The organism is Sorangium sp. So ce1504 (genome assembly GCF_051521635.1).
Taxonomy (GTDB): Bacteria; Myxococcota_A; Polyangia; order Polyangiales; family Polyangiaceae; genus Sorangium; species Sorangium cellulosum_B.
In genome coordinates, this window is sequence record NZ_CP150365.1 from 13,086,930 (window position 1) to 13,108,975 (window position 22,046).

A 22,046-nucleotide genomic window follows, 5' to 3' on the forward strand; every position below is an offset into this window, starting at 1 on the left:
CGTCCGCCGGGTCCAGCCGTCACGCAAAAACCCGGCGAGCTTGGGACGAAACAGCCGCATTGCCGGGTCAGCTTACCGTAAGCCGTCAGCTGATCCAACCTGTTCGCACAGGCGGCCGGGGACCTCACGCCGGCGTGGACGCCGCTGTGTAGGCGCCGTGCGCGGAGCGCATGACAGAGTGAGCGAAACCCGGGGCGGCGCGCGGTCCGGGCCCGGCGCCCCGCAGGAGGCGCCGTCAGGCAAGCGCTCGAGCTCGGCGCCCCGGGGCCGGGCCGCGCGAGCCAGAGCGAGGTGGAGCGCTGGTCAGGCCCAGCGCCAAGGTGAACAAGGGCGGTGCATCGCTGCGCTGACGCGCAGGAGTCCGCCGGGCTCCGCGCGGCGCGCGCGAGCCCCTTGGCCGCCCGGCGCGCCGCCTCCACCGAGCTCCGCCGCCTCCGCCGCGAGCCCGGGCCGGCGGCTCAATTGTGCCTCCAGCGGGTGAGCCGCTCCAGGAGCACGATGGACACCGCCACGCCGATCAGGAGGAGCGTTGAAATCGCGAACAGGTCGGTCCGCACGCCTCGCATCTGAGATTGGTAGACGTAGAGCGGGAGCGTGACCGAGCGCGGGCCGGACGTGAAGAAGCTGATCACGAAGTCGTTGAGCGACAGCGTGAACGCCAGCATGGCGCCCCCCACGATCGCCGGCCACAGGAGGGGGAGCGTGACCCTCCGGAAGTGGATCCACGGCGACGCATAGAGGTCCATCGCGGCCTCGCTCAGCGTCGGCCCGATGGCGACGAGCCGACTGCGGACGATGAGCGTCACGAACGCGATCTCGAACGTCACATGACCGATGATCATCGTCGTCATGCTGGGCTCGAACCAATGGTCCACCACGCGGCGGAGCACGTTGAACGCCATGACCAGCACCGCCGCGAACGTGATGTCGGGAGCGACCGCCGGGATGTCCACGATCGACTCGAACACGCGACTCACGGAGCTCGGCCACGGAAAGTGCATCCCCAGAGCGAGCAGCGTCCCGAGGACCGTCGCGATGAGCGTGGAGGCGCCGCCGAGCATCAGGGTGTTCACGGCGACCTCGCGGATCTCCATGGCGCGCCGGTTGGTCTCGGGATCGGCGAAGAGATCGAGGTACCAGCGAACCGAGAAGCCGGTCCAGAGCAGGCCCCGCTCCGCGGCGTTGAACGAGTAGACGGCGACCGCGAAGAGCGGCAGGTAGAGGAGCGCGAAGCCGAGGAAGGCGGCGATCGTCGTCAGCGCGCGCCAGAGGCCCCGGCCGAGCTTCACAGGATCTCCACGGAGCGCCCATTCCGGCGGTAAAGGGACACGCCGCCCAGCGTCAGAACGATGAGCACCAGGCTGAGCGCCGCGCCGTAAGGGATGTTCCTCCCCGGGCCGAACTGGTGCTGGATGAGGTTCCCTATCAGCCAGTGCTTCGCGCCGCCGAGCATGTCGCTCACCACGAAGACGCTCATCGCAGGGACGTACGTGAGGAGGACTGCGACGCTGAGGCCGGGGAGGGTCTGCGGCAAAATCGCGGCGAGGAAGATGCGCAGCCGCGACGCATAGAGGTCCTGCGCGGCCTCGACGAGCGACCAGTCGAGACGATCGATGCTCGTGTAGAGGGGGACCACGGCGAACGGGAGGGAGGCCGCGACGAGGCCGATCGTGACCGCCGTCCAGCTGGGATAGACGTCGCGGCCCGGGTCGATCCACCCGAGCCAGGCGGCGAGCTTGGCAGGCAGGAGCTGCGCCGACAGGAGGAGCTTCCAGCTGAACGTGCGGATCACGAGGTTCGTGCAGAGCGGGACGATGATGAGCGCGAGCCAGAAGAAGCGCCGGCGACGCGAGCCGCGCGCGATGAAGAAGGCCATCGGATAGGCGAGCATCACGGAGGCGGTCGTCACGACCAGCGCGAGGACGATGCTCCTGATGAGGATGCGCGCGTTCTCGCCGGACGCGGAGCCGAAGATGCGCTCGAACGACTCGAACGACAGCTCCCAGAGCAGGGCGCCGTCCGCGTCGCGCTTGAGGAACGACACGACGAGGAGCGCCAGGCTCGGCAAGAGGAGGAACACGGACAGCCAGGAGACGCCGCCCGCGATGAGCAGCGACCCCCGCGCGAGGAGCCTGCGCCGCGTCGTGAGCTGGCCATACCAGACCGTCGGCTCAGTCACTGAGCACCTCGAGCCGCTCGGCGGGCAGGGCGAGCCAGACCGAGGAGCCGGGCTTGAGCCGCGAGCGGGGGCTGAGCTGCACGCGCAGCGGCCCGGGCTCGATGATGAGCTCCACGTGATCGCCGCGGTAGAAGCTCTCCTTCACCACGCCGCGCACGCCGTTCTCCGCCGGCTCGTTCTCGCAGAGCTCGATCCACTCGGGGTGGATCGCGAGCGTGCCGTACTCCCACTGAGGCTTGGTCTGCACCCTCAGCGCGCCCACCGTCGTGAAGACGAGCGTGGCGCCGACGCGCTGCGCGGAGATGAGGTTGGCCGCGCCGAAGAACTCGGCGGCGAAGCGGCTCTGCGGCCGCTCGTACACCTCGGCCGTCGCCCCCTGCTGCTCGATGCGGCCCTTGTTCATCAGCACGATGCGGTCCGAGACGGTCATCGCCTCGTCCTGATCGTGCGTGACGAGCACGAACGTCTTCCCGAGCGCGCGCTGGAGCCGGCGCAGGTCGAGCTGCACCTCGGCGCGCAGCTTCGCGTCGAGCGCCGACATCGGCTCGTCGAGCAGCAGCACCTCAGGCTCGTTGACGACCGCGCGCGCGAGCGCGACTCGCTGCTTCTGACCGCCCGAGATCTGGTGCGGATACCGCTCCGCGAGGTCATCGAGCTTCAGCATCGAGAGGCTCGAACGCACGCGCTCGCGCACCTCGGGATCAGGGAAGCTGCGCGACCTCAGGCCGAAGGCCACGTTCTCGAACACGGTCAGATGCGGGAACAGCGCGTAGTTCTGGAACACGGTGTTCACCGGCCTGCGGTTCGCCGGCAGGTGGTCAACCGCCCTGCCCGCGAGCAGGATCTGCCCCCGATCGGCGCGATCGAGCCCCGCGATGATGCGGAGCAGCGTCGTCTTGCCGCAGCCGGAAGGCCCGAGGAGCGTGACGAACTCGCCGGCCTCCGCCGTGAACGACACGTCGTTCAGTATCTGTGTCTTACCGAAGCTCTTGCTGACGTTCTCTACAACGAGGCTGCATCCCGGGTTGCGGTCGGCCGCGCTCTCGGTCAGGGGCGCCATGCTGCGCTGCCCCGACGACGAGAAGAAGTCTCTCAACCTCTGGATCACCCCAGCAAACCCTTTGCGCGTGGCGCTTTCCGAACCGCTTCCGAAGCCTCGGAGCGTACTACGCAGACCATGATGCCCTCCCGTTGTCAACTGGGCGCGCGCCGGGCTGACCGGCTGAGCGGCGCGCGCCCGGCCGGGCTCTTTTCGCTCGCAGGCGGCGTACGCTACCGCCCTTCCCCTGGGCGTGCCACCTTTCTGCCGATCCTGCTCGCGGCGCGCTGCAGCGCCGCGCAGGGCTCGCGCGCCGCTGGAGCGCGCCCAATGCGTTCGGAGCGCGCTTCCCGTGCGCGTCCGGGCGCGCTTCGCTGCGCGCCCCCCGCGCGTTCGCTGCGCGTTCCCCACGCGTTCGCCGCGTGTTCCCCACGCGTTCGCCGCGTGTTCCCCACGCGCTGCTTGCCACCGCTCGGCGCCGGTGATTTCTTGGTCCCACGCATGGGCCTGAGGAACGCGAGACCCGAGTTTGGAGGCACGCGTCGCTTCCAGGTCGTTCGCGTCGTGGGCCGCGGCGGGATGGGGGTTGTCTACGAGGCCTTCGACCGCGAGCGGAAGGGGCGGGTCGCGCTCAAGATCCTCCGGAATCTGAGCGCCGACGCGCGCCTCCGGTTCAAGAACGAGTTCCGCGCGCTCCAGGACATCCAGCACCCGAACCTGGTCAGCCTCGGCGAGCTTCACGAGGAAGAAGGGCAGCTCTTCTTCACGATGGAGCTCATCCGCGGCGTCGACTTCGTGGTCCACGTGCGGGTCCACGAGGAGGGCGACGCCGGGCCGAGGGGCGAGCCCGCGGGCGTCGGGCGCCGCTCGACCCTGCCGTCGAGCCCCATGTGGTCTGCTGTGCAGGGCCCTGCCTCGGAGCCACAGCCCCGGATCAAGCGCCCCTTCCACGAGGCCCGCCTCCGCTCGGCCCTGGCGCAGCTCGCCCAGGGGCTCGCGGCGGTGCATGCGGCTTACAAGGTTCACCGCGATATCAAGCCTTCCAACGTCCTCGTCACCGCGGAAGAGCGGGTGGTCCTCCTCGACTTCGGCTTCGTCGCCGACGCGAGCGGCACAGGGCGCGAGCAGGCCGTCGTCGGAACGCTCCATTACATGGCGCCCGAGCAGGCCGAGGCCAAGGCGGCCGGGCCCGAGGCGGACATCTACAGTGTCGGGGTCATGCTTTACCTCGCGCTGACCGGCGTCTACCCGTTCCAGACGGCGCCCAAGGCGGCGCTCGACATGATGCGGCGAGCGGAGCCTCCGCCGCCGAGCCGGCTCGTCGAGGACATGCCCGCCGACATCGACGAGCTCTGCGTGGACATGCTCCGCATCGACCCGGCCGCCCGGCCGACGGCGCGCGACGTGCTGCGCCGGCTGCAGGTGCAGGAGCTCATCGAGGAGCCGCCCGTCCTCTCGCAGCGCATCGGCTTCGTCGGCAGGCGCAGCGAGCTCGCCGCGCTCGAGGGCGCGTTCGCGGAGGCGAAGCTCGGGCGCGCGGTCACGCGGTTCATCGAGGGCGAGTCGGGCGTCGGCAAGAGCGCGCTCCTGCGCCGGTTCCTGGAGCGCATCGACAAGGAGGCGCTCGTCCTCGCGGGGCGCTGCTACGAGCGCGAGGCGGTCCCCTACAAGGCGGTGGACGAGCTCATCGACGGGCTGAGCCGGCACCTCGTGCGCCGCCCCCCCGAGCAGGTCAAGGCGCTGCTGCCGCCCAACGCGGGCCTGCTCGGCACGGTGTTCCCGGTGTTCCGGACGGTCCCGGCGATCACGGAGGCGCGCGCTCGGCGCAAGGCGATCGACCCGCCCGAGATCCGCGCCCTCGTCTTCGCCGCGCTTCGGGAGCTGCTGGGCCGGCTCGCGGCCGAGCGGCCGCTCGTGCTCGCGATCGACGATCTCCAGTGGGCTGACGCCGACAGCGTCGCGCTGCTCTCGGAGGTGATGCGCCCGTGGACCGAGGCCGATCTCCACGCCGCGACCAGGCCCGGCTCGTTCGCCGGCCTCGATGGGCCCGTGTCCTCGGGCGCGCTGGGCGACCCCTCGCGCCCGCGCGCGATGATGCTCGTGGCGACGGTGCGGACCGCCTCGGAGACCGCGCCGCCCGTCTCGCGGCAGCTCGGGGTGCCGATCGACTCGCTCGGGCACATCATCGTCCACCGCCTGTCGCTCGCGGAGGCGCAGGAGCTCTGCGCGCTCCTCCTCCGGGGCGCCCAGGTCGGCCACCCGCTCAGCATCGAGGCGATCGCGCAGGAGGCCGGCGGCCACCCGCTGTTCATCGACGCGCTCCTGCGCCACAGGATGATGTCCCCGGACGCCGACGGCGGCCCGGTGCGCCTCGATGACGTCCTCTGGGCGCGGATCAGCCGGCTCGACCCGCGGGCGCGCCAGCTGCTCGAGCTCGTCGTGTGCGCCGGCGCGCCGGTGCTGACGTCGGTGGCCGCGCACGCCATGGCGGCGGATTTCGGGGAGCTCACGCGGGTGCTCTCGGCCCTGCGCGCGGCGAACCTCGTGCGGACCGGCGGCTCGGGTCAGGACGAGTTCCTCGAGCCGTTCCACAACCGCATCCGGGAGACGGTGGCGAGCCGGCTCGACGAGCAGGCGGCGCGCAGCTGGCACGGCCGGCTCGCGCTGGCGCTGGAGGCCTCGGGGCGCGCGGAGCTCGAGGCGCTGGCCGAGCACTGGCGCGCCGCCGGGGACCCCGAGCGCGCCGCCGGCTACGCCGTGCGCGCCGGCGAGCACGCCGAGGCCGCGTTCGCGTTCGACCACGCGGCGCGCCTCTACCGCATGGCGATCGACCTCCACCTGCCTGGCGCGGCGGAGCGGCGGGTCGTGCTCGCCAAGCTCGGCGACGCCCTGAGCAGCGCGGGGCGCGGCGCCAAGGCAGCGGAGGCCTACATGGCCGCGAGCGACGGCGCCCCGGAGTCCGAGGCGATCGATCTCGGCCGCCGGGCCGCGGAGAACCTGCTCCGCGCCGGCTACGTCGACGCCGGGATGGCGGGCCTGCGCTCGGTGCTCGGCGCGGTCGGCATGCAGGTGCCGAAGACGCCGGAGCTCGCGGTCGCGTCGCTGATGCTGCGGCGCGCGCAGGTGCGCCTGCGCGGGCTCAACTTCGTCGAGCGCCCCGCCGACGAGGTCTCGCCCGAGGACCTCATGCGCATCGACGTCTGCTGGTCGGCGGCGATGGGGCTCGCCATCGTCGATCCCACGCGCGGCGCCGACTTCCAGGCGCGCAACCTCCTCCTGTCGCTCAAGGCGGGCGAGCCGTACCGCGTGACGCGCGCGCTCGCCTTCGAGGCGACCTACCTCGCGATCGACGGCGGCCCGTCCGCGTCCCGCGTCGCCGACCTGCTCTCGACGGCGAGCGCGATCGCGGCGCGCATCGGCAGGCCTCACGCGCTCGGCCTCGTCGGCTTCGTCGGCGGCGTCACCGCGACGCTGTTCGGCCGCTGGCAGCAGGGCGTGGCCGATCTCGACCGGGCGGACACCATCTTTCGCGAGCGCTGCACCGGCGTCACGTGGGAGCGGAGCTGGGCGCACACCTTCTCGGTCTGGGCGCTCTGGTACGGCGGCGAGACGCGCGAGTTCATGCGCCGGGTCCCGATGTACCTGCAGGCGGCCGACGAGCGCGGCGATCGCTACCTCGCCACGAGCCTCCGCTCCTCGCAGAGCAACGCCTACTGGCTCGTCGGCGACGACCCCGACTCCGCGCTGCGCCAGGCGCAGGACGCCATCCGGAGCTGGTCCAAGGCGGGCTTCCAGCTGCAGAGCTACTTCGATCTCGTCGCCCGCGCGCACATCGGCCTGTACCGGGGCGAGGGCGAGGCGACGTACCGCCTCTTCGCGGAGCAGCGGGCGGGCCTCGAGAGCTCGCTCGTCCTGCGCATCCAGGCCGTGCGCATCATCATCACCCACCTCCGGGCCTGCGCCGCGCTGGCCGCCGCCGCCGCGTCCACGCCGGCCGACGCGGAGCCGCTGTACGAGGAGGCGACGCGCGCCGCCCGCAAGATCGACGCGGAGCACATGCCCTGGGCCGACCCGCTCGCGGCCGCGGTGCGCGCCGCGATCGCCGCGGCCCGCGGCGAGGGAGAGGCGGCCGTCCAGCAGCTCGCCGACGCGGTGCGCGGCTTCGAGGCCGCCGGCATGGCCCTCTACGCCGCGGCGGCGCGGCGCCGCCACGGCGAGCTGCTGAAGGGCGACGAGGGCCGCGCCGCCGTCGAGGCGGCGAACGGCTGGATGCACGAGCAGGGCATCGTGAGCCCGGACCGCATGACCACCATGCTCCTCCCCGGCTTCTAGCGGGCTCACCCGCTTCGGATACGGGCCCAGCTCGGCGTTTTCGGTGCTCAGCGTACAAGAGTACGCTTCCGCGCCGAAAACACCGAGCTGGACCCGTCTCCTGTGCGGGTGAGCTCCGGCGACGGTAGGGGGAGGGGAAAGGGAAGGGGAGGGGGGCCGGCGGGCGCGTCTCAGGGCTTCACGCGCAGGACGGCCGTGCCCTTCGCCTTGCCGTAGAGCTGCTTGATCTCGATCTTGTACTCGCCGGGGGACGACGCGCTGAACTCGACGGGGGAGGCGCTCTGCGGCTTGCCGGTGGGCAGATCGCGCAGCACGCGCTCGATGATGATCTTCCCGGACGGGGAGCGGATCTTGATGTTGAACGGCGGGGTCGCCTCGTCGTAGGCACGGAACACGAGGCGCACGCTGTCTCCGACCGAGACCGGGGTGGTCTGGCTGATCGTCTCGATGTCGCCTTCGTTCTCAACGGTATCGGCCACGCGTCGCTCGTCCCGTGAGGTGCCTCACTGCGGTCCCTCGGCGCTCATTGTAGTCGCGTCTGGCGGAGATTCGCGAATTTGGAGCGCGCGTCCGGCTGGCGCCGCCCGCCGGAGGAGGCCGACCGCGGGCCGCCTCCTCCGGGGAGCTCAGGCCTTCGACCATCGCAGGCGCGGCTGGCGCGCGGCGCGGGCCTCGTCGAGGCGGCCGACCACCGTGCCGTGGGGCGCTTGCTTCACGACCTCCGGCGTCTCCTGCGCCTCCTTGAGGATGCTGAGCATCGCGGCCACGAACTCGTCGAGGGTCTCGCGGGTCTCCGTCTCCGTCGGCTCGATCATCAGGGCGCCGGGCACGACCAGCGGGAAGTAGACCGTGGGCGCGTGAAAGCCGTAGTCGAGCAGCCGCTTGGCGACGTCGAGCGTCTTGACCCCGGTCTCCTTCTCCAGCTGGCTGTCGGAGAGCACCACCTCGTGCATGCACGGCTGCGGCACCGGCGCGAGGTAGTGGTCCTTCAGCTTGGCCCACAGGTAGCGCGCGTTGAGCACGGCGAGGCTGCTCGCCGCCGTGAGGCCGTCGCCGCCCATCTCGCGGATGTACGTGTACGCCCGGATGAACATCCCGAAGTTGCCCGTGAAGGCCCGGAGCCGCCCGACGCTCTGGGGCCGGTCGCGGTCCCACGCGAAGGCGTCGCCGCGCCGCACGAGGACAGGCGAGGGCTGGAACGGCTCCAGGTGCTTCTTGAAGCAGACCGGCCCGGAGCCGGGGCCGCCGCCGCCGTGCGGGGTCGTGAACGTCTTGTGCAGGTTGATGTGGATGACGTCCATGCCGACGTCGCCCGGGCGCGCGTGCCCCATGATCGCGTTCGTGTTCGCGCCGTCCCCGTACACGAGCCCGCCCTTGTCGTGGATGAGCTTGATGATCGCCGGCAGGTGCGTCTCGTAGGCCCCGAGGGTGTTCGGGTTCGTGATCATCAATCCGCAGACGTCGCCGTCCGACCCCTCGCGCTCGATCGCGGCGAGGACCTGCTCGGGGTGGGTGATGCCGTCGGCGGTCTTCTCGATCCGGACGGCCACGAGCCCGTTGAGCGCGCAGCTCGCCGGGTTCGTGCCGTGGGCGCTCTCCGGGATGAACACCTTCCTCGGCGAGCGCCCCTTCGACTCGTGGAACGCCCGCATCATCATCAGCCCGGCGAGCTCGCCCTGCGCGCCCGCGGAGGGCTGCAGCGAGCAGCCGTCCATCCCGCTGACCTCGCAGAGCGCCTCCTGCAGGCGCCACATCACCTCGAGCGAGCCCTGGCTGAGCTCGTCGGGCGTCATCGGGTGCAGCTTCGCGAATCCGGGGATGCGCGCGGCCCACTCGTTGATCTTCGGGTTGTACTTCATCGTGCACGACCCGAGCGGGTACATCTGCCCGTCGATGCAGAAGTTCCACTGCGAGAGCCGGATGAAGTGCCGGAAGGCCTCCGGCTCGCTCACCTCCGGCAGGCCGGCTGGCTCCTTGCGGGCGAGCGCGCCGTAGTGAGCGGCGGGCTCGACCTCGGGCACGTCGAGCGGAGGGAGCGACGCGCCGGTCCTGCCCGGCGTGCCACGCTCGAAGATGGGGGGTTCGCGGAACTGAATGCCTCGAGGCTGCGGTTGGGTCATCGGGGGCTGTTATGTCAGAGGCCGGGGGGCTCGGCAGGTGCTTCGTCAGAGGGAGCGGCGGGCGGCTCGGGCGCGCCTTCCTCCTGGTTCGCGCTGTCCCAGTCGCCGCCGCCCATGTCCGTGGCGCCGGAGCCCCCGATCGACTTCAGATCCGGGAGCATGTTGCGCTGCTTGACCGCTTCCCAGGGCTCGCCGACCTCGTCCTTGTTGCGGCCGATCTCGCCCGCCAGCCGGTCGTCGACGTTCTCGCCCTCCGGCCGCGTGTACTTGAAGTACCCCCGGCCTTCCTTGGTCGCGCTCTGCCCGATCGCGCCGATGGTGTGCTCGGTCCACGTGAATTTGATGAGGTCGCCTGTCACCGTCCCGTGCAGCACGCCCCAGCGATCCTTGACCGGACGGATCCAGCGCCCCTCGATGGCGTCGTTGTCCTGCACGAGGTGCAGGTAGCCGTAGAGCTCGCTGTAATAGACCCCCGTCCAGTCGCCGCCTTCGGGCATGTCACCGGCTTGCACCTTGGCCGTCTTGGGCGCGGGATTCGAGCTGCAGCCAAGCGCCGTCGTCCCCATCAGGAGGGCACATGCGGCGCCAGCAATCCAAAGCCGTCGCGATACGTTCATGGCGGCGGAGCCTAGCACAGCACCTACCCGCACCCATACCCCCGCCATGCGTCTCCGACGTCGCGCGGGGGCGCGAGCGGAGGTGGGGAACGGGAACGGGGGTGGGGCGCGTGCGCGCTACGTCACGAACGTGTACTTGCCTCCCTCCTGCAATGAGGTGTGCCACCTGCGCGCCCGAAGGAGGAGCGTAACGTACCGTTCGGCGTGTGCGCGACTGCGTCAATTTTCCGCTTCCACCTCCTTGTAGGGCCCGGAGCGCTGGTAAGCTCCCTGGCATGATGAACTCCCTTGTCTCCAACCGAGGTTTTGTAATTCCCGGTAGAATCGCTCTCTTCACCAGCGTCCTCGCCCTCGCGGCCTGCGAAGGGCAGCTCGGCAACCTCGACGGCACCTCTCCCACCACCGGCACCGGCACCGGCAGCGGCAGCGGCAGCGGCAGTGGCTCCTCTGGCTCCGGTGGCTACCGCCCCCCCGTCGGTGGGGGCTCCAAGCCGCTGCCGGCCGCCGCGTCGTGCGCTCCGGCGTCGAGCGGCTCCTCCGACGTCGCGGAGCCCCAGCTCCTCCTCCAGCTGTCCGACGACGACGAGAGCGCGTGGCTCGGGTCGCCGGTGGTCGCCGATCTCGACGGCGACGGCGAGCAGGAGATCCTGGTGACGCACAACGGCAACGTCGTCGTCTGGGGCCCCGACGGCGAGCAGAAGTGGCGGTACGACGAGTCGCGCCAGAACGGCCGCATCTGGGCGAGCCCGATCGTCGCGGACTTCCGCGGCGACGGGCAGCTCGAGGTGGTCTTCGCGGCGCGCACCACGATCTACATGCTCGACGCGAGCGGCCAGCTGGTGAGCGGCTGGCCCGTCACCTGGAACGACGAGATCCGCTCCCTCGCCGCGGGCGACATCGACGGCGACGGTCAGCTCGACGTCGTCGCCGCGAGCACCGACAGGTCCCCCGACTACTCCGACATCCTGATGGCCTTCCACGCGAGCGGGTCGGCGGTCGCCGGCTTCCCGCCGATCGAGAGCCAGACGATCGGCTGCGACGCGCGCCGCAGCGACGACGCCGAGTGCTGGATCGTGGGCGCCTACGACCAGAACCTGGCCATCGGTGATCTCGACGGCGATGGATCGCAGGACATCGTCTCGCCGATGGATAACTCCTATGCCGGGTTCTACCACGGCACGGGAGAGGCCTTCGACGCGAATCCCATGTTCGAGGGCCGCCCGAAGACGCCGGGCGTGCGGTACATGCACGATCTCGAGCTCGCGCAGCAGGGCTTCGGCGACAGCAGCGACCTGCAGGCCTATTTCAAGAACTCGGCCCCTGCGATCGCGGACCTCGACGGCGACGGCACGCCGGAGATCATCATGCTCGCGGCGGCCGAGGACGTCGCCATGAATGACCAGTCCCAGGGCGTCGGCCTGTGGGCGGTCCGCAACGACGCGAGCCGCATCGAGGGGTGGGAGAGCCCGTTCTACGCGCCTGACTACCTGTCCGGCGGCGAGGATTTCGACGGCAACATCGTGGCCATGACGCAGCAGGTGACCGTGGCCGATCTCGACGCGACGCACGCCGGGCCCGAGATGATCTTCGCGGGCCTGGACGGGCGGATCCACGCGGTCTACGCCGACAAGACCGAGTTCTGGGACGTCACCTACACGGACGACACGCAGGTGCTCACGGGCGGCGTCGTGGTCGGGGATCTGTCGGGCGACGGCATCCCCGAGGTCGTGTTCAACACCTACTCGACCGAGGAGGACAGGAGCCACCTCTTCGTCCTCGACGCTGGCGGCACGATCCTCCACAAGATCGCGCTGCCGCGGCTCGGCGCGATGCCGGTGCCGACGCTCGCCGACGTGAACGGCGACGGGACGATCGAGATCGTCGTGTCGCTCCGCGAGATCGGGTGGGACGGGGCGGACCCGGAGCCGAACACGTACGTGTACACGGTGCCGGGATCGGCGACGAACTGCCTGCTCTGGCCGACCGCGCGCGGCAACTACTACAGAAACGGCTGGGTCCGCGCGGCGGACTGACACGCTCCGAGGACCGTTCGCGCGCCGGCGCTGAAGAAGGAGCGCCGGCGCGGGGAGGGCCGATCGCCGCGGCGGTCGGCCCTTCGCCGTCCTGGCCTCGCCGTCGCGGGGGTCCTCCTGGGAGAGGCCGGCGCGGCCCTCAGGCCGCGAGCGCCTCGCGGCAGGCGGCGATCGTCCGCTCGATGTCCTCTTCCGAGTGCGCGCCGCTCAGGAACGCCGCCTCGTACTGCGACGGAGGCCAGTAGACGCCTCGCGCGAGCATCGCCGCGTGGAAGGCGCTGAAGCGCTTCGTGTCGGACGTGGCGGCGTCGGTCCAGGAGCGGACTGGGCCCTTCGTGAAGAACAGCGTGATCATCGAGCCGACCCGCTGGACGCACGCGGCCGCGCCGGCGCCCTCGGCGGCGGCCCGGAGGCCCGCCTCGAGGGAAGCGCCGAGCTTCTCGAGCCGCTCGTAGAGCGCGGGCGTGAGGCGATCGAGCGTCGCGAGCCCCGCCGTGACCGCGAGCGGGTTGCCGCTGAGCGTGCCCGCCTGGTACACGGGGCCGAGCGGCGAGACGACGCGCATCACGTCGGCGCGGCCGCCGTAGGCCGCGAGGGGCATGCCGCCGCCGACGATCTTGCCGAGCGTCGTCAGATCCGGCCGGAGGCCGAAGCGCTCCTGCGCGCCGCCGCGGGCGAGGCGGCAGCCGGTCATCACCTCGTCGAAGATCGAGAGCGCTCCGTGCTTGCGGCAGAGGTCGATGACGAGGGCGAGGAACCCGGGCTCGGGCGGGACGCAGCCCATGTTGCCGACCACGGGCTCGAGGATGACCGCGGCGATGTCGCCGCCGCGCGCGGCGAAGGCGGCCTCGAGGGCGGCCGGGTCGTTGTAGGGCAAGGACAGCGTGGTGCGGGCGATGCTCTCGGGGACGCCGGCGGAGTCGGGGGCGCCGAAGGTGGCGAGCCCGCTGCCCGCCTTGACGAGCAGGTGATCGGCGTGGCCGTGGTAGCAGCCCTCGAACTTGATGATGGTGTCGCGGCGCGTGAAGCCGCGCGCGACGCGGATGGCGCTCATCGTGGCCTCGGTGCCGCTCGAGACGCAGCGCAGCATGTCGATGCTCGGGTAGAGCTCGCGGATCTTCTCGGCGAAGCGGACCTCGAGCTCGGTCGGCGCGCCGAACGAGAGGCCGCCGAGCGCTGCCTCGCGGACGGCCTCGATGACGGCGGGGTCCGCGTGGCCGAGGATGGCCGGCCCCCAGGAGCCGACGTAGTCGATGTACTCGGCCCCGTCGGCGTCGAACAGCCGCGCGCCCTGGGCGCGCGCGATGAACAGGGGGTCGCCGCCGACGGCGCGGAAGGCGCGCACGGGGCTGTTCACGCCGCCCGGCAGGACGGCGGCGGCGCGATCGAACAGGGCTTTGGAGGCGGGGGCCCGGTCCGCGCGGGCGGGCGGAGCGCTTGTCGCGTTCGTCATCGTGCTCCGGCCATAGCAGGGGCGAGGCGTGGGAGCGACGCGGATCGCGGGCGAGGGGAAGCGGAGAAGGGCGCGCGCGGGGCGTCGCGGGCATCGCGGACGCCGGGATCGAGGCGTCGCGGGCGCGGGCGCGCCACACGAGCCTTTCCGGCGCGGTCGCGCTTGGCTATGGTGATCGTCTGGAGAGAGGGGCCGCGACCCGCGGCCGGGCTGCTCCTGGGGACCGCGGGCGCGGCTCCCCGAGCACCAGCATCTGGTGAGCCATGCGGATCTCCGAGGACCCCGCTCCGGGGCAGCGTCTCGGGCGATATGAGCTTCTGCGCCTCATCGGCGAAGGCGGGATGGCGCAGGTCTGGGCCGCGCGCATGGAGGGCTCCCGCGGCTTTCACAAGGTCGTCGCGCTGAAGACGCTCATCCCGGCGCTCGCGCGTGATCCGCAGTTCCAGCGCATGTTCCTCGACGAGGCGAACCTCGCCTCGAAGATCCACCACCGCAACGTGGTCGAGATCCTCGACCTCGGCGACACGGACGGCGTGCTCTTCCTCGTGATGGAGTGGATCGACGGGCAGACGATGCAGCAGCTGCTCCGGCCGGGCCTCCGTCCGATGCCGCTCTCCCCGGCGATCGCCTCGCGCATCGTGGCCGACGCGGCGCACGGGCTGCACGCGGCGCACGACCTCCACGACGACCGCGGGGAGCCGCTCGGCATCGTGCACCGCGACGTCTGCCCGCAGAACATCCTCATCGATCGCGACGGCACGGTGAAGGTGGCTGATTTCGGGATCGTGAAGGCGTTCGAGCGCCTGGGCGACACGACGCAGACGGGCGAGATCAAGGGCAAGGGCGAGTACATGTCGCCGGAGCAGGCGCAGGGCCAGCCGGTCGATCGCCGCTCGGACATCTTCTCGCTCGGCGTGGTGCTCTTCGAGGCGGTGACGGGCGCGCTCCCGTTCCAGGTGCTGCACGACCTCGTGCTGCCGCAGACCGGGGTGCCGGAGCCGCCGCGGCCCACGCTGATCGCGCCGCATTGCCCGCGTGATCTCGAGGAGATCATCGTGAAGGCGCTCGCGCGCGATCCGCGGAAGCGCTTCCAGACGGCGGGCGAGATGGCGAGCGCGCTGGAGGACTTCCTCATGCGCAGGTCGGGCGTGGTGACGCCCGCGCACGTGGCGGAGCTCCTCCTGGAGCGCTGCGGGGAGAGCATGGAGGAGGAGCGGCAGCGCATCGCGGCCGCCGTCGCCCCGCAGCAGCGCGCGGGGTGGCGGCCGAAGCCGGGCGCGACGCTGTCCGCGGGGCCGCCCTCCGAGGGCCGGCGGAGCGTGCGATCGGAGCCGCGGCGGGGGCTCGGCGGGCTGATGCGCGCCGGCGGCGACGCGCTGCGCCCGGTGGCGCTGCCGTGGCTCGTGGCCTCGGTGTCCACGGGCGTCGCGGTGGCCTCGCTCATGTTCGTCGCGCTGAGCCGGCCGAGGGATCAGCGGTCGCTCGTGGATCCGATCGCGGTGCAGATCGAGCCGAGCGCCGCGGTCGTGCGGCTGAACGGCGTGGTGCTCGGCGTGGGCAGCCAGGTCATCGCGCGGCCGATGCCGGGGGTGTCGCTCTCGGTCGACGTGCGATCGAGCGACGGCGTCTCGCAGACGGTGCAGATCACGTCGGAGTCCCCCGCGCGGATCCAGCTGAACCTGGCGCGCAAGGGCGAGGCCGGGACCGCGGCGCCGGCGGGCAGCAGGGGAGCGCCGGCGCCGAGATAGCGCGGGAGGGGAGCGCGCGCAGGCCGCTCGGGCGATCTCGGGTCACCTCGCGGCGCCGTCGGCGTCGCGGCGCAGGAGCCCGTAGATCGCGGTGTCGGTGTACCGCCCGTTGTAATACCAGTTCTCGCGGAGCAGCCCGTCCCGCACGAAGCCGAGCCGCTCCAGGACGCGCATGCTGGCGCGGTTCTCGGGATCGATGTGCGCTTCGATGCGGTGGAGGTCCATCACGTCGAATCCGAAGGGGAGCATGGCGCGCAGCGCCTCGGTCATGATGCCCCGGTTCCAGAGCGCGGGCAGCAGCTCATAGCCGATCTCCGCCCAGCGATGGGGGTTGTGCCAGCGCCAGAAGCCCGTGGTCCCGATGAGCTCTCCGCTCTCGTGGAGGGTGATGCCCCAGCGGATGGATGTGGCGTCGCGGATCCCGGCGAGGATGGTAGCGATGCGCTGCTCCGCGTCGGCCAGCGAGCTGTCGGGCGCGCGGCCGAAGTAGCGCGTCACCTCCGGGTCGGAGTGGATGCGGAGGATGGTCGCGGCGTCGGCGGGCTCGATCGCGCGGAGGCGGAGGCGCGGCGTCATCAGGGCGGGGAACGGATCGAACGACACCATCGGGCGAGGGGATGGGCGGAGGTCCGGCGGACGTCAAGCGTCGGACACGGCGCTGGCCACCGCCGTCCGGGGCGGCGTTCGACTGGAGCCGTGCTCGCCTGGAGCGGCGTTCGACGCTGGAGCGGTGCTCGCCTGGAGCGGCGTTCGAGCCCGATCCTCGCTGTGCGTCCCTCGCTGTGCGTCGTGGGCGTCGGGCGCTGCGCGAGGGGTGTGCGCGGCGCGCGCTGGAGGCTGGAAGACGCGCGCCGTCCGAGCCGGCGCGTGCGAGGAGGCGGGCGACGCAGCGGGCTTGACGACGCGGCGACCTCGTCCGAGATCTGCGGGGGAGGACACGGCGCATGGCTCCGCTCGAGGATCCGCAACCGGAGCAGCTCGCCGCGATCGACGAGGCGGAGAGCGATGCCCGCGGCGGGCGCGGCGCGGGCTCCGGGGCACCGGGGCACCGCGTGCGCTTTGCCCTCGGGATCTCCGAGCTGCCCGGCGAGCGCGCAGTGGTCGTGCTTCACGAGGACACGATCCTGCGCTGGCGGCCCACGCCGAAGCGGCCGGACGGCGCGCTCTCGCGGCTCTCCGAGGTTGCGGTGGGCGCTGCGATCGCGGTCGAGCACCGCGGCATCTGGGACGAGGGGCTCGTCCTCGGCCGCGTGGTGCGCCCGGCGCGCGAGGGGGGCTTCCAGGTCGACGGCGACGTGGAGCGCTATCCATCCATCGCCGACGCCGAGCACGCGCACGGCCCGCTCGAGGCGGGCGAGCCGCAAGCGCCGCCGGCGAGGACCGGCGAGCCGCCGTTCGAGCTGGGCGAGCCGATCGGGCGCGACGCGCGCGGGATCGGGCGCAGGGCGAGGAGGTAGCCGCCGCGCCGGCGCGATGCCGGCGCAGCAGCGCTGCGAACAGTCTTCGCGCCGCGTTCTCCTAGCCCCGAACGTGAACGTGGTCGTGGTCGTGGTCGTGGTCGTGGTCGTGGTCGTGGTCGTTCACGGCCTACCGTTGACGACCACTGACGATCTCGACCACGTTCACGTTCGTGAGTGATGGTGGGGGGGGCTTCGGGCCCTGAGCGCGACCGAACGACGTTGGTCAACGCGGCTGTCGGGAGCGTCCGGATCAGGCGATGCCGACCGGCGGATCGACGGTGACGGCTTCGGGCTTCACGGGGCTGGCGTCCGGCTTCTTCTCGGTCCGAGGGGGCGTCGGCGTGGCGCGCGTCGCCGTGTACAGGTTGGGGAATCGGCCCTCGGGATCGTCGTAGTAGAAGAGGAAGCGGCCGACGCGGACGGCCTCGTCGTAATGGCGGAAGAGCAGCTTGGCGGCGCGCGCCTGGTAGCCCTTCCAGAGCGTCTGCTCGGGCGTCGCCGTGGCGCCGAGCAGGCGGAGGATCTGCGCCGCGAGCGCGGCCGCGTCCTGCTCGTCCTCGCTGCGGAAGTTCCGCTTGTCGTCCTGGATGGCCTCGCGGTGCTTCCGGTACATCTCGGCGGCGCCGGACAGATCGTTGGCGAGGTCGAGGTGGCCGCTGCCCGCGCGCAGGTGCGCGAGCTGCGCGACCGCCTCCGCGTCGCCGTCGAGGTGATACTCGAGCGTCTTCAGCATGCGCGCGCGCGTCTCGTACGCCCGCTCGACGAGGGTGGCCGGGAGCGCTGCCCCGGAGTGGGTGGCCGAGGTCAGGAGGAACTTGTACCGGGCGAACCATGTCGCCCAGGCGACGCCCTCGAGCCTGTCGATCAGCGTGGCATCGAGCGCGCCTGTGGCGGCGATGGCCGCGATGCGCTGGCGCAGCTTCGGCGCGGCGAGCGCCTCGGCCGCGCCGATGGCCTGCACGGCGGCCGCCTGGAGATCGAGCCGCGGCACCTCCAGCCCGGCGAGCGGGATGGCGTCCAGGTCGGGCTGCAGGCGCTGGAAGGCCGCCTCCGCGGTGTGAAGCTGGGTGGATTCAACGGCGGGTGTCCCTGATTTGTTCGGGGTTTTCCGTTTAGGCATAAACAGAATGAGTAAATCGCGCGGGAGGGAATGTCGCGTGTGAGCACGAAATGGGCGGGATTCTGGAGCAAGGTCGTGCGGTTTCCTTCAGGCACCTGCGGGCGATAGGGTAGTGGGGGGAGGAGGCGTGGGAAACGGATGACCTGAGGAGTGAGCGCGGCTTCGAACGAGGTGGTGCGGGACGTCGGGGGAAGCGGGCGGGGCTTGGCCGGAGGTGGCGCGGGACGTCGGGGGAAGCGGGTGGGGCTTGGCCGGAGGTGGCGCGGGACGCCGGAGGAAGCGGGCGGGGCTTGGCCGGAGGTGGCGCAGGACGTTGGCGGAAGTGGGCGGAGCTTCGCCGGTGCCGACGATGCCGCTGTTGCGGTGGAGAGTCGGAGCGGGCCGAGACCCGGGCAAGCCGACAGGCAGGACCAGACCACGCAGAAGGCGACAATCGCGCGGATGGCATGGGACAGCCGAGATAACCTCGGCTGAGCGGGAACCCATCAGCGATCGACCGGCGCTGCGCTAGGGCCGATGGGCTGCGTTATGGGCGGCAGCTGGGATCGGGGATATCCCACTCGCCCCACATGCGGTCGGTGGTGATGCAGCGGTCAGGCACTCTGCCGTGAAGGCCTGGCGTGCGCCAGCACGCGTCCTCCCAGGACTGGCCCGACGGGATACCATGCAGGACCGAGGAGAACTGCCTGGCATTGGCTGCCCGGCAACCATCGTCCTTGAAACGACCCCAGTATGGCCTCGCGGCGAGGGCAGTGCTCGCTGCGAGAACCGACACGACGACGACCAACACGGGGTGGTAATGCGGGTTGGGACGGTGAGACATTTTCCCCTCTCGGCCAGCCGCGGGATCACCTGCCGACGTCCGCTGCAAACCCGGGATCGAGGCGGGGACCGGCGAGCTCGGCGTCGCTCGAAACATGGGGCAGGCAGACGCCTCCGCAAGGCGATGCTGCGGTGGAACACCGCCTCTGGATCGGCTTCCTCAGACTCTCGCGCTTCCGCTCGCTACAGGCTTCGATGCGTCCCAGCTGCCTGCGGATGAACCCAAGGGGCGTACTTCGCCACCCTGCTCCGAAAAGCCATGATCTCTCCGCTCGATTCCGGACTGTGCGAGGGGCGAGCGCGCTGAGCGGCGCGATCGAAAGCGGCCGTATCATTGGTGCCGAGCGCCATCAATTCCCGCGTACGGCCGGCGCTCGCCGCAACGACGTGATGGACGTGAGCCGTCCGTCCCCCGTCGACGACAGGTCCGGCGAGGGGCGATGTCCAGGCGCGAACCGCCCAGCTCGGCCGACGATCGTTCGCATCGCGGCAGAGGGTCTCGTCACCGGGCCAGCATCGCACCGGATCGCGCCAGCGTGCGTCCGCCCCCCGCGGCGCGCTGCCTCGTCATCGACGCTCAGCTCCCGCGACGCCGCGAGCCCATCGATCCGGCCTCGCGCGCCCCTCTGCTACCCTGCCGCGAATGGAACGCCACCGCTCGCTCCGCATGACCCTCCTCCTCGCCGCTGGCGCCGCCGGCTGCTCCAACGCGAAGAGCCCCGAGATCGCGGTCGTCACGCTCGGCGAGCCGCAGGCGGCCACGCCCCGCGACGCCGGCGTCCCGGACGAACAAGCCGCGCCGGCGCCTCGGCCGCCGCGCGGCGTGGGCTGGGTAGAGGAGCGGGACGGCACCGTGCACCGCGCCACGCGGGTCCGGTGCGACGCGACCATCGACCAGCGCGCGTGCAGCGGCACCGAGCGGACGTTCCAGTGCAGGACGGACGCCGATTGCAAGGAGGGACCCCGCGGAACGTGCGTGAGCTCGTTCGGGCAGATAGGCGCGTATTGCGGCTGCGAGTACTCCTGCGAGAGCGACGCGGAGTGCGGCGCGTCCGAGGCCTGCGTGTGCAAGGGGACGGGCGCCCTCCGGGAGCAGCACTCGGTCTGCGCAAAGGCCCTCTGCTCGGTCGACGCCGATTGCCCCGGCAGCACCTGCGGCCTGTCGGCGTACTTCAACGGCTGCTGGGAGCAGGTGACGCTCGCCTGCCGCACCAAGGAAGATACCTGCCTGCGCGACGCGGACTGCCGATCTTCTGACGAGAACCGCGGCGCCGCCTGCGTCGTCACCGACCCGGAGGCCGAGAGCGCGCGCTGGGAGTGCGCGGGGATCTCCTGCGCCATCGGCCGCCCGTTCGTCGTCGACGGCCAGCCGCGCGCCGCGCAGGGCGCCGCCCGCGACGACTGGCGCGCTCCCGCCGAGCTCGACGTCGCGTCCCTCTCGCCCGAGGTGCGCGAGCTCGCCGCGGCGCACTACGCTGCCGTGGCCGCGCTCGAGCACGCGTCCATCGCGAGCTTCGCCCGCTTCTCCCTCCAGCTCCTCACGCTCGGCGCGCCGGCCGCCCTCGTCGGCGAGGCGCACCGCGCCGCGCTCGACGAGGTGGAGCACGCGCGCCTCGCCTACGGCGTCGCCTCCCGCCTCGCCGGCCGGGCCATCGGCCCCGGGCCGCTGCTCGAGGCGGCAACGGCGCCGCTCGGCGCCAGCGTCGCCGAGGTGGTGGAGGCGCTCGTCGAGGAGGGCTGCGTGGGCGAGGCGCTGGGCGCGGCGGAGGGCCGTGAGATCGCGCAGCGCGCGGGGGATCCGGCGCTCGCGGCCACGCTCGCGCGCATCGCCGCCGACGAGGAGCGGCACGCGGCGCTCTCGTGGAGGGCGCTCTCGTGGATGCTCGCGACGTTCGGCGGGCCGGCGCGCTCCGCGGCGGAGCGGGCGTTCTCCCGCGCCGCCGCCCGCTACGCCGTCGACCCGGCCCCCGGGCCCGCCGTGCACGAGGCGCTCGGCCTGCTCCCGGCGCGCGCGCTCGGGGCGCTGCGCCGCGAGGTGCTCGCCGAGGTCATCGCGCCGTGCCGCGCCGCCTTACCGGGGCTGTCGCGCGACAGCGTCGCCGCGCAACCGTCGAGTCCGCCACAGGCATCCTCCTGAGCGGACTGATGAGGCAGATTCGCCCACTCCCGTGGCAACTTGCCACAGCGGGGAGGGGGGCAGTCGCGTGGATTCGGGAGAAAAGGGGGCACCCGTGCCGTGCACCGGATCTTGCACGGGGCCGGCACTCGAATCCACGTGAGGAGGTCTTTACCCATGGTTGCATCGCGCAACGCTCTCGTCCTGACGATCGGTCTTGCTGTCGGCGTCGGCTGCTCCAACCCGCCCCCGGCGAGCAGCCCGAACACGAACGAAGCACCACCGCAGCCGGCCCCGACCGCCGCCCCGCCGCTGCCGGAGGCGGCCCCTCCCGCGACGCCGCCGGCTCCGCCGCCCGGCACCGAGCCGCAGGCGGGGACGACGCAGCCGGGGACGGCCACGACGCCGAGCGCCCCGGCCGAGGCCCCGCTGACCGACGAGCAGATCCTCGCCGTGCTCGACGCCGCGAACAAGAAGGAGATCGACGAGGCCCAGCTCGCGCAGACGAAGGCCAAGAGCAAGGACGTGAAGGCCTATGCCAAGGTCATCGCCCAGCACCACACCGAGGCCAAGGCGAAGCAGGCCAAGCTGGTCAAGAAGCTCGGTATCACGGCGGCTGACTCGGACAAGAGCAAGCAGCTCACCGAAGAGACGCAAAGCGCGCTCGAGCAGCTGAAGGCGCTGCAAGGGGCCGATTTCGATCAGCAGTTCGTGGCCACCATGATCAAGGATCACCAGAACACGCTCGACTTCCTTGATAGGAAGGCGCTGCCGAACGCGAAGAACGCCGATCTGAAGGCGATGGTCGAGAAGGACCTCCGGCCGACGATCGAGAAGCACCTGAAGGACGCGGAGGCGCTCTCGCAGAAGCTCGGTCCTGCGGGCGCGGGCGCGCAGCCGCCGGCGCCTGGCACGAAGGAGGCCGCGCCCCCGCCGAAGTAGTCGGCCGTAGGCGAGGACGGAAGAGGGAGGCGAGAGCGGGGCGCGCGGTCAGCGCCGATGCGCCC

General features: G+C 71.8%; 15 protein-coding genes. 6 read left to right on the forward strand and 9 right to left on the reverse strand.

Annotated elements, in window-relative coordinates; all coding sequences use genetic code 11:
* Positions 1-458 precede the first annotated feature (458 nt).
* From WMF39_RS49395 to WMF39_RS49405, 3 genes are read right to left on the reverse strand one after another with little or no spacing between them, the layout of a single operon-like run.
* Positions 459-1,289, reverse strand: coding sequence for an ABC transporter permease (locus WMF39_RS49395; protein WP_437743380.1), 831 nt, complete (start codon positions 1,287-1,289; stop codon positions 459-461).
* Positions 1,286-2,179, reverse strand: a complete 894-nt coding sequence (locus WMF39_RS49400; protein ID WP_012241768.1) for an ABC transporter permease — start codon at positions 2,177-2,179, stop codon at positions 1,286-1,288. Before WMF39_RS49400 ends, WMF39_RS49395 begins: the two co-directional genes overlap by 4 nt.
* The gene (locus WMF39_RS49405; protein ID WP_437743381.1) at positions 2,172-3,287 is read right to left on the reverse strand and encodes an ABC transporter ATP-binding protein; all 1,116 of its coding nucleotides are present in this window, start codon (positions 3,285-3,287) and stop codon (positions 2,172-2,174) included. The genes WMF39_RS49400 and WMF39_RS49405 overlap by 8 nt, the downstream gene beginning before the upstream one ends.
* Positions 3,288-3,719: 432 nt before the next feature.
* Here WMF39_RS49405 and WMF39_RS49410 point away from each other — a divergent pair, with 432 nt between their 5' ends.
* Complete coding sequence (locus WMF39_RS49410; RefSeq protein ID WP_437743382.1) at positions 3,720-7,550, forward strand: serine/threonine-protein kinase; 3,831 nt, start codon at positions 3,720-3,722, stop codon at positions 7,548-7,550.
* 170 nt (positions 7,551-7,720) lie between these two features.
* Here the strand turns inward: WMF39_RS49410 and WMF39_RS49415 are convergent, their stop codons facing one another.
* From WMF39_RS49415 to WMF39_RS49425, 3 genes are all read right to left on the reverse strand, one after another.
* Entirely contained in the window at positions 7,721-8,029 is a 309-nt protein-coding gene (locus tag WMF39_RS49415; RefSeq protein WP_437743383.1) for a hypothetical protein, read from the reverse strand.
* Positions 8,030-8,176: 147 nt separating this feature from the next.
* Entirely contained in the window at positions 8,177-9,670 is a 1,494-nt protein-coding gene (gcvPB, locus tag WMF39_RS49420; protein ID WP_012241772.1) for an aminomethyl-transferring glycine dehydrogenase subunit GcvPB, read from the reverse strand.
* Positions 9,671-9,684: 14 nt separating this feature from the next.
* Positions 9,685-10,287 carry a hypothetical protein gene (locus WMF39_RS49425; protein WP_437743384.1) on the reverse strand — a complete coding sequence of 201 codons (603 nt, stop codon included), beginning with the start codon at positions 10,285-10,287 and terminating at the stop codon, positions 9,685-9,687.
* A gap of 275 nt (positions 10,288-10,562) precedes the next feature.
* On the opposite strand from WMF39_RS49425, the gene WMF39_RS49430 reads away from it, so the two are divergent.
* On the forward strand, positions 10,563-12,320 hold the full coding sequence (locus tag WMF39_RS49430) for an FG-GAP repeat domain-containing protein (RefSeq protein WP_437743385.1): 1,758 nt from the start codon (positions 10,563-10,565) through the stop codon (positions 12,318-12,320).
* Positions 12,321-12,459: 139 nt separating this feature from the next.
* On the opposite strand, the gene hemL is transcribed toward WMF39_RS49430, so the two are convergent.
* Positions 12,460-13,773 carry a glutamate-1-semialdehyde 2,1-aminomutase gene (gene hemL / locus WMF39_RS49435; protein WP_437743386.1) on the reverse strand — a complete coding sequence of 438 codons (1,314 nt, stop codon included), beginning with the start codon at positions 13,771-13,773 and terminating at the stop codon, positions 12,460-12,462.
* Positions 13,774-14,036: 263 nt separating this feature from the next.
* Here hemL and WMF39_RS49440 point away from each other — a divergent pair, with 263 nt between their 5' ends.
* Positions 14,037-15,521, forward strand: a complete 1,485-nt coding sequence (locus tag WMF39_RS49440) for a serine/threonine-protein kinase (RefSeq protein WP_437743387.1) — start codon at positions 14,037-14,039, stop codon at positions 15,519-15,521.
* A gap of 42 nt (positions 15,522-15,563) precedes the next feature.
* On the opposite strand, the gene WMF39_RS49445 is transcribed toward WMF39_RS49440, so the two are convergent.
* Positions 15,564-16,127 carry a GNAT family N-acetyltransferase gene (locus tag WMF39_RS49445; RefSeq protein ID WP_437743388.1) on the reverse strand — a complete coding sequence of 188 codons (564 nt, stop codon included), beginning with the start codon at positions 16,125-16,127 and terminating at the stop codon, positions 15,564-15,566.
* 338 nt (positions 16,128-16,465) lie between these two features.
* On the opposite strand from WMF39_RS49445, the gene WMF39_RS49450 reads away from it, so the two are divergent.
* Positions 16,466-16,978, forward strand: coding sequence for a hypothetical protein (locus tag WMF39_RS49450; RefSeq protein ID WP_437743389.1), 513 nt, complete (start codon positions 16,466-16,468; stop codon positions 16,976-16,978).
* A 253-nt stretch (positions 16,979-17,231) separates the two neighbouring features.
* Here WMF39_RS49450 and WMF39_RS49455 read toward each other — a convergent pair whose 3' ends face one another.
* A complete protein-coding gene (locus WMF39_RS49455; protein WP_437743390.1) occupies positions 17,232-18,101 on the reverse strand; it encodes a hypothetical protein in 870 nt (289 codons plus the stop codon).
* Between the two features lie 1,465 nt (positions 18,102-19,566).
* On the opposite strand from WMF39_RS49455, the gene WMF39_RS49460 reads away from it, so the two are divergent.
* Together WMF39_RS49460 and WMF39_RS49465 are read left to right on the forward strand one after the other, a co-directional pair.
* A complete protein-coding gene (locus WMF39_RS49460; RefSeq protein ID WP_437743391.1) occupies positions 19,567-21,060 on the forward strand; it encodes a ferritin-like domain-containing protein in 1,494 nt (497 codons plus the stop codon).
* 156 nt (positions 21,061-21,216) lie between these two features.
* The gene (locus WMF39_RS49465; protein WP_437743392.1) at positions 21,217-21,981 is read left to right on the forward strand and encodes a DUF4142 domain-containing protein; all 765 of its coding nucleotides are present in this window, start codon (positions 21,217-21,219) and stop codon (positions 21,979-21,981) included.
* The last annotated feature ends 65 nt before the right edge of the window (positions 21,982-22,046 follow it).